The sequence below is a fragment of the Binatus sp. (SeqCode) genome (assembly GCF_036522015.1).
Lineage (GTDB): Bacteria > Desulfobacterota > Binatia > Binatales > Binataceae > Binatus.
Genome location: NZ_DATDGQ010000249.1, coordinates 1 through 13,237 on the forward strand (window position 1 = coordinate 1; position 13,237 = coordinate 13,237).

14 protein-coding genes are annotated in these 13,237 nt (G+C 61.0%); 7 read left to right on the forward strand and 7 right to left on the reverse strand.

What is annotated here, in order from left to right:
* Positions 1-164: 164 nt before the first annotated feature.
* The 3 genes from VIW95_RS10645 (at position 165) to VIW95_RS10655 (ending at position 2,541) form a co-directional block, all read left to right on the forward strand.
* The gene (locus VIW95_RS10645; protein WP_331586218.1) at positions 165-716 is read left to right on the forward strand and encodes a hypothetical protein; all 552 of its coding nucleotides are present in this window, start codon (positions 165-167) and stop codon (positions 714-716) included.
* Positions 717-901: 185 nt separating this feature from the next.
* On the forward strand, positions 902-1,723 hold the full coding sequence (locus VIW95_RS10650) for a sulfurtransferase (RefSeq protein WP_331586220.1): 822 nt from the start codon (positions 902-904) through the stop codon (positions 1,721-1,723).
* A 200-nt stretch (positions 1,724-1,923) separates the two neighbouring features.
* Positions 1,924-2,541 carry a pyroglutamyl-peptidase I gene (locus tag VIW95_RS10655; protein ID WP_331586222.1) on the forward strand — a complete coding sequence of 206 codons (618 nt, stop codon included), beginning with the start codon at positions 1,924-1,926 and terminating at the stop codon, positions 2,539-2,541.
* An 80-nt stretch (positions 2,542-2,621) separates the two neighbouring features.
* Here the strand turns inward: VIW95_RS10655 and VIW95_RS10660 are convergent, their stop codons facing one another.
* Entirely contained in the window at positions 2,622-3,602 is a 981-nt protein-coding gene (locus VIW95_RS10660) for a cyclase family protein (protein WP_331586224.1), read from the reverse strand.
* 33 nt (positions 3,603-3,635) lie between these two features.
* Positions 3,636-4,082: a GNAT family N-acetyltransferase gene (locus VIW95_RS10665; protein WP_331586226.1), complete on the reverse strand. Its 447-nt coding sequence runs from the start codon at positions 4,080-4,082 to the stop codon at positions 3,636-3,638.
* Positions 4,083-4,289: 207 nt separating this feature from the next.
* Here VIW95_RS10665 and VIW95_RS10670 point away from each other — a divergent pair, with 207 nt between their 5' ends.
* A complete protein-coding gene (locus VIW95_RS10670; RefSeq protein ID WP_331586228.1) occupies positions 4,290-5,507 on the forward strand; it encodes a lactonase family protein in 1,218 nt (405 codons plus the stop codon).
* Positions 5,508-5,514: 7 nt separating this feature from the next.
* Here the strand turns inward: VIW95_RS10670 and VIW95_RS10675 are convergent, their stop codons facing one another.
* From VIW95_RS10675 to VIW95_RS10695, 5 genes are all read right to left on the reverse strand, one after another.
* Positions 5,515-6,315, reverse strand: coding sequence for a nucleoside phosphorylase (locus VIW95_RS10675; protein ID WP_331586230.1), 801 nt, complete (start codon positions 6,313-6,315; stop codon positions 5,515-5,517).
* Between the two features lie 225 nt (positions 6,316-6,540).
* Complete coding sequence (locus VIW95_RS10680) at positions 6,541-7,719, reverse strand: PAS domain S-box protein (RefSeq protein WP_331586232.1); 1,179 nt, start codon at positions 7,717-7,719, stop codon at positions 6,541-6,543.
* A 37-nt stretch (positions 7,720-7,756) separates the two neighbouring features.
* Positions 7,757-8,173, reverse strand: a complete 417-nt coding sequence (locus VIW95_RS10685) for a Zn-ribbon domain-containing OB-fold protein (RefSeq protein WP_331586234.1) — start codon at positions 8,171-8,173, stop codon at positions 7,757-7,759.
* A 102-nt stretch (positions 8,174-8,275) separates the two neighbouring features.
* Complete coding sequence (locus VIW95_RS10690; RefSeq protein ID WP_331586236.1) at positions 8,276-9,445, reverse strand: thiolase family protein; 1,170 nt, start codon at positions 9,443-9,445, stop codon at positions 8,276-8,278.
* Positions 9,446-9,708: 263 nt separating this feature from the next.
* Complete coding sequence (locus VIW95_RS10695) at positions 9,709-10,092, reverse strand: VOC family protein (RefSeq protein WP_331586238.1); 384 nt, start codon at positions 10,090-10,092, stop codon at positions 9,709-9,711.
* A gap of 179 nt (positions 10,093-10,271) precedes the next feature.
* Between VIW95_RS10695 and VIW95_RS10700 the strand changes: the two genes are divergently transcribed.
* The 3 genes from VIW95_RS10700 to VIW95_RS10710 form a co-directional block, all read left to right on the forward strand.
* A complete protein-coding gene (locus VIW95_RS10700) occupies positions 10,272-11,582 on the forward strand; it encodes a vWA domain-containing protein (protein ID WP_331586240.1) in 1,311 nt (436 codons plus the stop codon).
* A gap of 58 nt (positions 11,583-11,640) precedes the next feature.
* The gene (locus tag VIW95_RS10705; RefSeq protein ID WP_331586242.1) at positions 11,641-12,303 is read left to right on the forward strand and encodes an FHA domain-containing protein; all 663 of its coding nucleotides are present in this window, start codon (positions 11,641-11,643) and stop codon (positions 12,301-12,303) included.
* Between the two features lie 74 nt (positions 12,304-12,377).
* On the forward strand, positions 12,378-13,237 hold an 860-nt coding region (locus VIW95_RS10710), incomplete at its 3' end, for a serine/threonine-protein kinase (RefSeq protein WP_331586244.1).

Consider the following 13,237-nt stretch of genomic DNA (forward strand, 5'->3'; position numbering starts at 1 on the left):
CCTCGCTCGAATTGGCCTATGGCCGTTCAGGAATGGCCGCCGTGCGGTGATGAGCAAATTAGGCGCTCGCGAAGCCGCCCGGAGCACCGTCGCCGATTCCACCGGATGAACCGTCGCCGCTATCCATACAAACGCTCGAGATAAGAAAGCAGGCGCCCCCGAAAGTGTTCAAGCCTGAGAGCAAGGTGCGTCCGGCTCCGGCCTGGTCCGCGCCGCCTATTGATGGCAAGAGTAAGGGCGGCGGAATCGAGCTGCTTCCGTGGGGCGAACTATCCGCCGGCCAGAAAGGGGGACGCGCCGCTGCGGGCGTCGTCGTCTTGCTTCTGATTTTTTTCTTCATGCGCGGGGTCCTGAGCAACGTCGGCGCTTCGAATCAGAGCGCGGTTTCACAAAGTTCAGAAGGTCCGCTCACCGACAACGATCGCAAAGACGGAATCGCATCGCTTTGCAAGGTGTTCCAGATTTACGGAATGCCCAAGGACCAAAACAACGCGGTCGGCTCGGCGAAGAACGCGGCTTCGATGTTCAAGCTCGGCGACGATCAATCGCCCGAGCGCAGCTTTTTCATCTTGACCATGATTGCCGGGGAGTTCAGCGCCGGCAATCTGAGCGACCAGGATTGCGCAGAAGTGGGGGAGCCACTTGCAAAGGTCGCTTCCCCACGCGCGGGATCCACCCCCCGTTTCGATGAAGCAAAACACGCATTCTACTATTAGCTGAGACCCCGGACGCGACTTACTTACACAGCGCGCTCATTTATGAAGGCCCGGGCGTGGTGGAAAAAATCAAATCGGGACTTGCGGACTTGCTCCGCCGCGATGGATTTCGTTCTATTGGTCAAGCGGTCGGGATAGACATTTAGGCCGAGGAAATGAATTCTGAGGAAATGAATTCTGAGGAAATGAATTCTGAAAAAATTGTAGATGCGAAGTGGCTCAGGGAGCATCGCGACGATGCCGAGCTGACCCTCATCGACACGCGACCCGCGAAGGATTTTCACGCGGGGCATCTGCGCGGCGCGCGGCACTTCGATCCTTTCCCGTTTCATCACACCGATACGTCCGAGCGCGGCATCGCGGAGTTCGGCGCGCAGCTCCAATGGATTTTTTCGGCGCTTGGAATCACCGGCCGCGAGACCGTCGTATTCTACGAGAACGAATCGGGAATGCGCGCGGCGCGCGGCCAGTGGGCGCTTGAATACGCGGGGCATCCATGGGCGCGGATGCTTGACGGCGGGCTCAAGTCGGCGGCGGGAGAAATGCTGGCGGCGGGCGTCGAGAAGTTCGCGCCGACGGATTTCCAGATCAATCCGCGCGCGGAGATTCTTGCGACGTACGCGCATCTGCGCGAGCACCTCGGGCGTCCCGAGGTGCAGATCTTCGATGTTCGCAGCGATGAGGAATATTTCAGCGAAAGAGTGCGCGCGAAACACGGTGGCGCGATTCCGGGCTCGTACCATCAGGACTGGACGGCGGCGATAGCGGCAGACGGAACGGTGAAATCATCGTCGGAGCTGCGCGCGCAGTTCGGAGCGCTGGGCCTCGATCCCGCCAATGAGATTGTGCCGTACTGCCAGGGCGGCTATCGCGCCGCGCACGCGTATCTCGCGCTGAAAATCGCGGGCTACCCGAAAGTGCGAAACTATCTCGGGTCGTGGGCAGAATGGGGCAATCGCGACGACCTGCCCAGAGAGCATCCGCGGCGCAAGGGAGCGGTTTCTTAAAATCTTGTTTCCCTTCCCGCGCGGGAAGGGGTTAGGGGTTAGGTTCCCCGTGTTTGCGAGACGCACGCAGATGGCAGAATCTTGAGTCGCGCGCGAAAGAAATCGCGCACTGAACAAGGACCCTCACATTCGATCCTCTCCCTTGCAGGGAGAGGGGAAGAGGCGGCGAGCGGGAACAATCGCGAGAAGAAAGCTGGTCGATGCCGCCGATTCTGATTCTCGCCGGGTTCGAGCCGTTTCGCGGCGAGCGAATCAATCCGTCGTGGGAAATTGCGCGCGGCTTCGATGGCGACGTGATTGGCGGCTTGCAGATAAAGTCGGTACGCGTGCCGGTTGGATGCGCCAAGGCGGCGCGGCGGATTACCGGCGCGATCGTGCGCTACCGGCCACGCGCGGTGATCGGACTCGGCGAGGCAGGCGGCAGGCCGGCCATCTCGCTGGAAAGAATCGCGATCAATCTCGCCGACGAGCGTGGTGCGCTCGCCAAAAGCGGCGACCCGGGATTCACGCGAGTCGTTCGCGGCGGCCCCGACGCGTACTTCTCGCGACTACCGTTGCGCGCGATCATCCGCGAGCTCGATCGCAAGGAAATTCCCGCGAGCGTGTCGCTGACCGCCGGCGCGTACGCATGCAACGCGCTGATGTATGCGGCGTTGCATCAGCTGCGGCGCAAACCCGGCGTCCCGGTGGGGTTCATCCATCTGCCGTATGAGGCGCGCCAGGCGGGGCGTCATCGGACCTTGCCCAGCATGGCACTTAAGATGATGGAGAATGCAGTGCGAATTGCGATCGTCGAGACCGCACGCTCCGTGCGGTGAGAGCGAGAGCGATAGTAGGACGGAATTTATTCCGTCATCCCCATCAAAACAAATAGAGAATCGACGAAATAAATTTCGTCCTACTTGATCGCGACTGCGTTTGGGGGTGATGCGATTCCGCCCTCCAGGTTCATCGGGACTGACACCAGCATGCATTCGTAGCGCTTGTCGGCGGCGCAGTCCGCGGCGAGCTCCTCGAGATTGAACTGCTCGCCGATCGGCAGGCCGAGCAGGCACAGCGTGCGGTAGTGCAGTGCGCCCTCGTTCTTGAAATCCCACGGCCACGGCTCGACGGCGGGACAATCGGTGCCGACCGCCGCCACGCGATGATCCCAGAACCATTCGACCATCGCGCTGCTGTCCTCGACGCCGCAAGCCTTGAGGCCTTCGAGCGGCGCCATCGCCGCTTTTTCGTCATTCGACGCGGCGAGATAGGCCTGCATCCAGCCCGTGCGAATCAGCAGAATCGTGCCCGGCTTCAGCTCGACGCCTTGCGCGACGGCAGTCTCTTTCAAATCGTCGAGGCTGTACTTTTCCGATTTGAGCGGATTGATCGTGCGGCGGTGCGAGATGCGGTAGCGGAAGGCGTCGAGCAGCACGGCGCGCCCGACAAACTTGTTGGCCCATTTGTGGATGCTGAGCCGGCCGGTCGGCCCGTCCTTGATCTCGCTGGCCTTGACGCCGTTGTAGAACGCCTTGTAGCGCGGGCTGCCGACGTGCGCGAGGCCGTCCCACTGGCTGCCCTCCTGCGTGTTGTAGCTGTCGAGCGAGTCGTCGAAGCCGAGCAGGCCGAAGCTCTCGAAGCTCATGATGTTGTGCTTGGCCGGACGCCGCGCGAACAGCGGCGGGTTGGCGTAATTGATTTTCGTATCGAGCCGGAAGACGGAGCCCTTGCGCACCAGACGCGCTGCTTCGATGACGCCTTCGGGAGTGAGGAAATTCAGGCATCCGAGCTCGTCGTCGTCGCCAAACACGCCCCACGACGATTCTCTCGGCTTGTCGGGCGTGATCGGGAGTTCGGAAAAGCGCGGAACTTTGTTGAGATCGACTTTGCTTGCCATCGCATCAGCTCCTCTGGCGAAAATTGCGATCGTTCACGGCGTCCATTCGTAGAGCACGTCGGCTTCGCGCTCCATGTTGGTGGCGCCGTCGGTGAATTTCTTTGCGACGAAGCCGCGTGCCTCGTAAAAACGGCGCGCAGGAGCGTTGCGCTGAAACGCCCATAAGTGAAGACCCGCCGGGCGAAGTTGCTTGGCGTGCGCCAGCATCGCATCGCCGATGCCGCGGCGCTGCGCGCCGGGCGCAACGTAGAATTGATCGACATCGTCGTCGTGCAGCGTCAGCACTGCGACGATTAGCCCACTATCCTCGGCGACCCACGTCTCGCGCTCCGGCACCATCTGATGGATCACGAAGGCGCGAATCTCCTCGTCGGTGCCGACGGTCGGCAGATAAGCAGCGGCCGCGCGCCGCGAAGCGATATACACTGTCGCGACTTCGTCAGCGTCGGCGTCAGTCGCGCGTCGAAACGAAATGGCCATCAATCTCGGTTTCCGTCCTAATGCGGTGCGCTGTCAAGGATCGGCGGAGGTGGAACTTAATTGATCCCTGCACCTTCTTGAAGGAGAGGCGAGTGCCGTGCTGAAACCTTACGGTTCGATGCTGCGTATCATTTGTGATATTTAACTCGCTGTTGTTTTTTTGATCGGATTGGCCGGAAAGGGGATCGAATGGCTGCGCAGCAAGAAATGAGACGGTTTTCGCCGGGTCGAATCGCGCTTAGGAACATCATCCGGCTGATTCCCGCTGTTGTGATTCTCGCGGCGACGCTCGACATGGTGTCGTGTAACAACAACAACGGACTCTTTCCGCAGGTCCACGGTGGCGGCGGTTCCCATACCCCGACCGCGACTCCGACGACTGGCACCGGCGCGCTCGCGTTCGTGACCAACTTCAACGACGGCATGGTGTCGTCGTTCACGCGCGATACGACGACCGGCGTGCTCAAGCTTAAGGGCCAGGTAACGGCGGGCGCGAAAAAAGGGCCGAAAGGTGTCGTCGCAGCACCCAGCGGCGGCTTCCTCTACGTCGCCAATAAAAGCGACGGCAACATCTACGAGTTCTCGGTTAATCCGACCAGCGGCGTGTTGACTCCGCTCTCGCCGCCTTCCATCAGCAACGGTAGCGCGTCGGGACCTGACGAGCTCGCGATCAACCCCGCTGGGACTTTCCTGTGGGTGACAGGCTCAAGCAAGGGAACCATTACGGCTTACGCGGTTAACAGCAGCACCGGTCAGCTTACGCAGAACAGTAAGGTGACGGGGCTCTCGAGCCCATTTGGGATTGCGGCCGATTCCACCGGCGCGTTCGTTTACGTCGCGGACCACGCGGCCGGATTGGTCTATTCGTACTCGGTCGGCGCCAACGGCGCGCTCACCCCGATTGGATCGCCAGTTTTCGATCTCGGCTCTTCAGGCGGCACGCCAGGCTTTATTGCGATCGATCCTGCCGGCACGTTTATCTACGTCACCGATCAAAATGCTGGGGTGCTGTCTATAATTCAAACCACCGCGGGTGCGTTGGTGTTCAGTTCGACACAGCCGACTAACACGACGGGCAACCTGCCGCTCGGAATTGGGTTTTCCACCATCAGCGCGAACAACTTTATTTTCACTGCGAATCAGGGCAACTCGTCGATGTGGTCGTTCCTGCTTACGACTCCGGGCAATCCGGCTATACCGGTCGAATTCGGAAACGGCGACTTGAATGTGCCGACCGGGTTGGTGGTCGATCCGCAGAACGCGTTCCTCTACACCACCAATCAAGGCACTGGAACAGTAAGCCAGTTCTCGCTTAATCCCACGTGTTCCGGGGCCCCCGGTCCTCCGTGTTTCGTCGGCTCCGTCGCGACTGAGAATCCCGCTAAGACCGGCAGCGGGCCGTTCGGGATCACGCTGGCGCAGTGACCGCCGATCACATGCTGAGGCAGGCTTCGGCGGCGAGGGTGAACAGGCGTTCGCGGATCTGATGACGGTTCCAGTTGCGATGGTCCCAGTCATCGCCGCCTAAGTCGTCGCCGCCGTAAAGAATCTGGCCGAACTGGACGCGGCGAAACTGCGCGACGGCAAAGAACGCCGCCGCTTCCATCTCGACCGTGAGGCATCCTTCGCGTCGGCGCGCGAGCATCCGGGCGCGCGTCTCGCGCAGAATCCCGTCGGTGGTCCAGGTCTTCGCGACGATATATTCCATCCCGTTTCGGCGCAGCGTCTTTTCGATTGCCGCAAGGGCGCGCGGATGCGGCGCGACTTCGCGCGATGGCGGAATGTAATGGTACGAGGTGCCCTCGTCGCGAACCGCGGAGTTCGGCACGATGATATGGCCGACCGCGATCTTCGAGTCGAGCACGCCCGCGCCGCCGCATGCGACGAACTTGCGCGAGCCGAGCGCGATCATCAGCTCGAGCATCGCCGCCGAGACCGGAGCGCCGACGCGCGGATGCAGCACGGCGAGCCGCCGCCCGTTGAAATCGAGCTCGTATACTGGATGCTTGCCGGTCTCCCAAAGTTCGTCGTGAATCACGCGGGCGCCGTTGCGGACCAGCTCGTCGATCACGTCCTGGAAAAAGCAGAGCACGCAATGTTTGGGTGCGTCGATGCGCTTGTACACGCGGCGCGGCTCGATGATGGCGGCTGGCGAAGGATCGTATTCGATGATGGGGAATGCGCGAGTCGGCAGGCGCTTGGGGGTGCGCGATTTAGGGCGTCGCGATTTCATGAAGCAATGAAGTTAGCAGAGCGATACGAGCGAGTCCGTCTCCGATTCCCTCCCCCTTCGTGGGGGAGGGTTAGGGTGGAGGACAATTGTGCGGCAATTGACTGTTTCGCCGCACATTCCGACGCCATGCGAACTGCCACCAAAATTTAGAACACCAAGGTCCTCCACCCGCCGCGCGCGGACGCGCGTCGGCCTCCGCCCACGAACGGGGGAGGCGATTGAGGATCAAGACGGCGGGATTGTCTTTGGAGCGGGTTCTGCGGCGGCGGGCTTTGCGGCTATCGCTAAAGCTTTGGTCTCGGCTTTTTCAGTGGCCGCCTTTTGACGCAGCTGCGACAGCATCGCGCGCAGTTTGCCGGGATTTACCGGTTTCTTGAACAACGCGCCTTCGAGGCCGCGCAGGCGCGAGCGCTTCAGGATGTGATCTTTGTCGTAGTAGTACGCCGTCATCAGGATGACCGGCAGCTTCGGCATGTCTTCCTTGACCTTGAGGTAAAAGTCGTAGCCGTCCATCTCGGGCATCACGACGTCGGAAATGATCGCGTCGAGCCTGACGTTGCGCAGGATTCCAAATGCGGCCGACGGACGCGTGGCGCAGTGCACGATGCATTTTTCGGCGCGCAGCAGGTCGGCCATCGAATTGACGACCGCCGTATCGTCATCGAGCACCAGCACCGACATCCCCGCCAGCGGGGATTGATCCGTATGCGGCGCGTCACGCGGCCGCGTATGGACCTTGGCATCGTCGCGCGGCGCCAGGTCCGCCATCCGCTTGCCCGCGAGGTAGTCGCGCGTCTCATACTCGCCCTTGCGGGTCATCTCGTCGAGGCGGCGGACGATAGCCTGCACGCGTTCGAGGGAAGTACGAATCGAGTCGAGGCGTTCGTTCTCGACGACTTTTTCGGATTCGGAGAGATGCGTCTCGAGGCTTTGCGAGAGTAGTTCGAGGTTGTTGGTGATCGATTCGAGCGGATTGTTGATCTCGTGCGCGAGGCTGACCGCGATTTCGCCTGCGGTCGCGAGCTGCTGCGCGTGGCGCATGCGGCGGATATCGCGCGCGAAGCCGATCGAGCCGATTTCCTTGCCTTCGTCGTCGTGGATGAGGGAGCCGGTGATCATGACCGGAATAAGTTCGCCGGCCTTGTTGCGGAACGCGGTCTCGAAGCTGGCAATTTGACACTTGTCGGCCGACTCGCGCATTGCCTTCATCACGCGGCGCGCCTCGTCGATCGACTTGTAGATGCGCGTGCATCCTTCGCCGATGATCTCCTCAGAGCTGTAGCCGAGGCTGGTGCGCGCGCCGTCGTTGTAATAGTTCACGGTGCCGCTTTTATCGACGGCAATTATGATATCCGGCGAGCTCTCGATGAGTCGCTGGAAGTATTTTTTGTCGAGCGAAGCCATGGTTGGTTATTGATCCTGATCGTTCAGTCGAGCCGGATTATTTCGCGGCGCGAAGCCGGAATTTCGGCATCGAAACGTCATCGTTGAGTTTTTCGAACGTCACCTCTACCGGCATCCCGCATTTGATGTCATGCGGCTTGACGCCGAGCAGGTTCGACACAAATTTGCATCCCTCTTCGAGCTCGACCATCACGACCGCGTACGGCACCTCTTTGGCGAAGCCCGGGTGATAGAGCTGATGCATAATATTAAAGCTAAACACTTCCCCGCGTCCGCTCACGGGGATCCACTTCGAGGCCGTCGAATTGCACTTCGAGCAGAGGTCGTGGGCGGGGAATCGCAGCGTCCCGCAACTGTCGCATTTTTGGACCATCAGGCGCCCGGCGCGCGCTCCTTCGAAAAAAGCGCGCATATCGGGCGTGACGGCTGGAACGGGTTTACTGATTTCGGGCATCGCAGCTTTGCTTATATATAAGTTAGACGATCTGAGGGTCAAAATGATTGAAACGACACTACATCACACCAAAGGAAGTGACAGCGCGACTGGCGGCTAATGTTAAGGTTGTGACCCCAGCACGAGGGTCGAATGCGTAGCTAGGATACCGCCGTTGCCGGAAACGAGTCCAACGTCGTGTTTTGGCACTTGCCGCCGCCCTCCATCACCCCGCATCTGCACGATTGCTTCCGCCACCGGAGTCATCCCCCACATATAAAAGGAGCTGAGCTGGCCGCCGCCCGTGTTGACGGGTAGCGCGCCACCTGGGGCGATTGTGCCGTCCGCGACGAACGGGCCGCCCTCGCCTTTTTTGCAAAATCCGTAGTCTTCGAGGGTCACGAGCACGGTAAAAGTATAGCAGTCGTAGAGCTCGCAAAAGTTCACGTCGCCGAGCTTGATCCCTGCCATTTTGAAGGCGGTTTCTTTGGCGATCGGAGCGCCGGAGACCAGCGTGTCGAGCGGGTCGCCGCCGGGATGCCCCTGTCCCATACCTAATATGTAGACGGGCGGGCGCTTCAACGTCTTCGCGCGCTCGGCGGAGGTTACGATAACCGCCAGACCGCCGTTGGAAACCAGGCAGCAATCGTACAAATGGAACGGCTCAACCACCCATCGCGAGGCGTGGTAGTCGGCAAGCGTCATCGGAGCGTCGTGAAACTGGGCGGCAGGATTCAGGTTGGCCCAATCGCGCTCGGACACGGCGACGGCGCCGAGATGATCGTTGGTGGTCCCGTATTTGTACATGTGGCGCTGGGCGACGAACGCATACTGGGCGTTGACGCCGAACAGTCCGTAGTGCGCGTTCACGCCTTGGGCATATCCATAGGATGCGGCCGAGCCGCCCCCCTCGCCCTTGTTCGGCGACGGCGGACGCAGGGGAGCGTCGGCGAATACGCACGCGACTACCTCCGCCATGCCGGCGTCGATCGCCTGTGCGGCATGCATGATCATCGCGGCCGCAGTCGCGCCGCCAAGGTTCATCGTCGCGGTCAGGCGCAGGTCGCGGATACCCATCGCGTTCTGCAGTGTCGTCGATGCCATCGGATTGTTGAACCAGGTGATACCGGGGTTGACGAGCAAGCCGTCGAGGTCGGAGCGCTGGAGGCCGGCGTCGTCGAGCGCGAGATTGACGGCCTCGGCAGCGAAGCCGACCGGACCGGCATGATCGAAGTTTTTACCCATCCGGGTCTGTCCGAGCCCGGCGATAGCGCATTTAGCTCTTAAAGACATAGCGCTTACTCTCTTACGCTTTTTCGGGGAGGGCATCCAGCGCGGAGGGGAAGGGGAAATCACTTAATCGAATGTGAAACCCGCGGTGGGTTTCACGCTTCCTTCGGCAGGGGTGACCCCTGCACCCAGTATCAATCGCAAAGTTGCCCGCAGCGCACCACTTTGCTCTCGGTAATATAAATCCGGTTCCCCTTCCCGCTCGGGAAGGGGTTAGGGGTTAGGTTCTTCGCACGTGCGCGCGATTCCGATTCTTACCGCACAACTCACCCCGTGTAAGTTGCTATCCACCAGGTGTTGCCGAAGGAGTCTTTCACGCCGGCGGCGCGTTCCCGGTAAGGCTTGTCTTCCGGCGCGGCGACTGACGTTGCGCCTGCTGCCAGCGCGCGCTGGTAGGCTGCGTCCACGTCGTCGATATACACATAGATGGAGGCTGGCATACCGCCGGGATGAGGCGGGTCGCTGACTTCCATGACGATCATCGAGTCGCCGATTTTTGCCTCGACGTGGGCGCCCTTCCCAACGGGTAGGTGTTCCAATTCCACTGCGCCGAAGGCCCGCTTTACCAATTCCAGCATGTCCAGGCGGCCGTACAGATAGGGGCGGACGCTGCCGACGCCGTGGCGGATGTGCTTGGTGGCGTTGCTCATGCGGATTGCTCCTTTGCGGAATCTTCAGCGAATTGTATCGGTATTAACCCCGGCTACGTCCTAATAGTTACAGAATCGCTAGTGAGGGGCTTGGTTTACTTGCGTCCGGTTCGTATTCTAATTGGTCGGTTGCCAAGGCTCGCAGCTTAAATCTACAATTAGTCTCGGGAGATTGACGAATGGCCGATCCGCTTAGCTTCGAGGCGCTGGCGAGCAGCGAGCATGTGCTCTCCAGCGCGGAAAACTTCGTACTCTACGTCCTGCTCGAGGCTGTCGCCCGTGGCGCAGGTGGCGCGGGTGGAGGTAGCCGTCTGCCGCTCAATCTTGGCGTCGTAATAGATCGATCGGGCTCGATGTACGACGAGCGGCGCCTCGAATTCGTCACCGAGGCGGTTAAATTTCTCGCTGACAACCTGACCGCGGACGACAAAGTCTCGATAGTCGCGTTCGCCGACAAGGCCAAGGTGCTGATCACGCCCGAGGCGGCGCGCGACAAGTCAGCAGTCAAGCGCGCGATCGACGATATCGATTTGCTCGAGATCGGCGGCGGCACGCAAATGGCGCTCGGAATGCGTGCGGCGATCGACGAGGTCAAGAAAAATCTGAGCTCCGACCGGCTCAATCGCGTGCTGGTGCTGACCGACGGCCAGACTTACGAAGAGACGGCATGTATCGATCTCGTCGAGAAAAATCGCGGCGAGATTTCCTTCTCGACGATGGGCGTCGGCGTCGAGTTCAACGAGAAACTCCTGCAGCGGCTCGCGCAGGACTCCAACGGCAAATATCATTTCATCGGCGACCCGGCCGAAATTCCCGGCATCTTCGAAGACGAGCTCGAGGGACTGCGTTCGGTGAGCCTGCGCAACGGGCGAATCGAGGTGACGCTGTCGCAGGGCGTCCAGGTGCGCGAGGCATTTCGCGCGTCACCGGAAATCTACGTCCTCGGCACACCGCTGGTCGGCGAGGACCGCAAAATCGGCTACGAGATTGGCGACCTGCAGGCCGGCGTGCCCGGCTCGGTACTGCTGACGCTGGTGCTGCCGCCGCGCAAGCCCGGGCAGGTCAGAATTTTGCAGAGCACTTTCCATTATGAAGTGCCGGGCGGCAGCGAAAAAACCGTCGAGTGCGATCTGACGGTTGATTACACCCTCGATCGCACGCTCACCAGCAAACGCAACGGGCGAGTGATGAACCTGGTGGACCAGGTTTCGATCGCCAAGCTGCAGGCAAAGGCGGAAGAGGAGCTGAAGGCGGGCAACGTCGATCGCGCGACTCGCCTGCTCGGCAACGCGCTGCAAGGTACGCAGCGGATGGGCAACGTCAAAGCGACGCAGGCGCTGTCGGGCTTGATCGATCAGATCAAGAAGACGCAGACGCTGCAGACCAAGGCGGCGAAGACCACGCTGCTCCAGGCGCAGGCGGTGGTGCGCAAAACCCAGATGCTCGACCCGGAAGCGTTGAAGGAATTCCAGAATAAAAACGGAAAATGATTCAATTGATGAACGGCACGGAACCGATACTTCGAACTCACTTGCGAGGGCTCAGACCATGATCAAATGCGGCGAATGCGGCTACGAAAACATGGACGGACTTGATTACTGCGACGGATGCGGCGCGAAGCTCGCGGCCGCCGCCGGCAGTTCCGCCGGGGCTCCTGCCGCGGCTCCATCCACGGAGACCAAAACTGAAACGCCGCCGGAGCCGACCGCCGAAAGTATCGACGGGAAAGCAACTCCTGCTCTCGCCGCTGATGCGAAGCCTGACGGTGAGCCAACTACTGAAGTTCCTAAGTCGGACGCGCCGACGGGTGAGATCAAACCGGAGGCCGCGGCCGAGAGCGCGCCGTCAACCACCGCAGCGGCCGGCGCGCCTTTCAAGGCGAAGCTGTCTGTAGTTCGCGGCGGTCGCAAGGGCCAGGAGTTTCCGCTGGAAGACGGCAACAACCTGATCGGCCGCTGGGATCCCGAGACGGGATCGTTTCCGGAAGTGGATCTCGACGCCGACGATCCCGAAGCGAAAATCTCGCGCAAGCATGCGCTGCTTCGAATCGAGGGCGGCAAGATCACGATCGAGGACATCGGCAGTCTCAACGGCACCTATGTGAATCGTCAGCCGCGGCTCTCGCCGGGAAGTCCCGCCGAGATCAAGTCGGGCGACGAAGTGATTATCGGAAAAACATTTTTAAAGCTGGTGGTAGAACCGATCTCTTGAGCCGCAATCCCTCCCAGTCGCGCCCGGAAATTCGCCGCGTGCGCGGAAGTTGAGGAGGGTCGCAGACAATCGCCATGAATGCTGGTGAGGAGCTCACCGAGGGCCATCTTCTCGACGGTCGTTACCGCGTGAAGAAGGTGCTCGGCGTCGGCGGGATGGGCCGTGTGTACCTGTCCAACGACACGCGCCTGGCGAACCGGCCGGTGGCAGTCAAGGAGATGATCGTCGGCGACGGAATCCAGGAGAAAAAAGCGATCGAGGATTTCACGCGCGAGGCCAACGTGCTCGCGCGTTTGTCGCATCCGGGAATTCCCACGCTGATCGATCACTTCGCAGAGAACTCGCGGCAATACCTGGTGATGGAATTTGTCTCGGGCGGCGACTTGCAGGCGGTGCTCGACCAGCTGGGGCCCAAGGGCAAAGTAGCCGAGGATCGGGTACTGCGATGGGCGCGGCAGATGCTCGACGTGCTCACTTTCCTGCACGCGCAGAAGCCGCCGATAATCTATCGCGACCTGAAGCCCGGCAATATCATGATCGACAAGGACGGCCGCGCGATGCTGATCGATTTCGGTATCGCGCGTTTCCTGCCGCCCGGTGGACGCGGTACGCAGATTGGTTCGGTCGGCTACGCGCCGCCCGAGCAGTACATGGGCAAGGTCGAGCCGCGCTCGGATTTATATTCGCTCGCCGCCACCATGCATCATCTGCTGACCGGGCGCGATCCTCAGCTCGAGCCGCCGTTCAGCTTCCCTCCCCTGCGCTCGCTCGCGCCTGAAGTCTCGACGAAGACCGCGGACGCAATCATGCGCGCGCTCGAACAGGACGTGACCAAACGGCCGGCCTCGGCCAAAGAGATGAAGCGCGCGCTGCCCGAGCCGCCGCCCGAGAACCGCTCGGGGCAATTGAGTGGAAGTTTGGGAGTGGCAGGCAC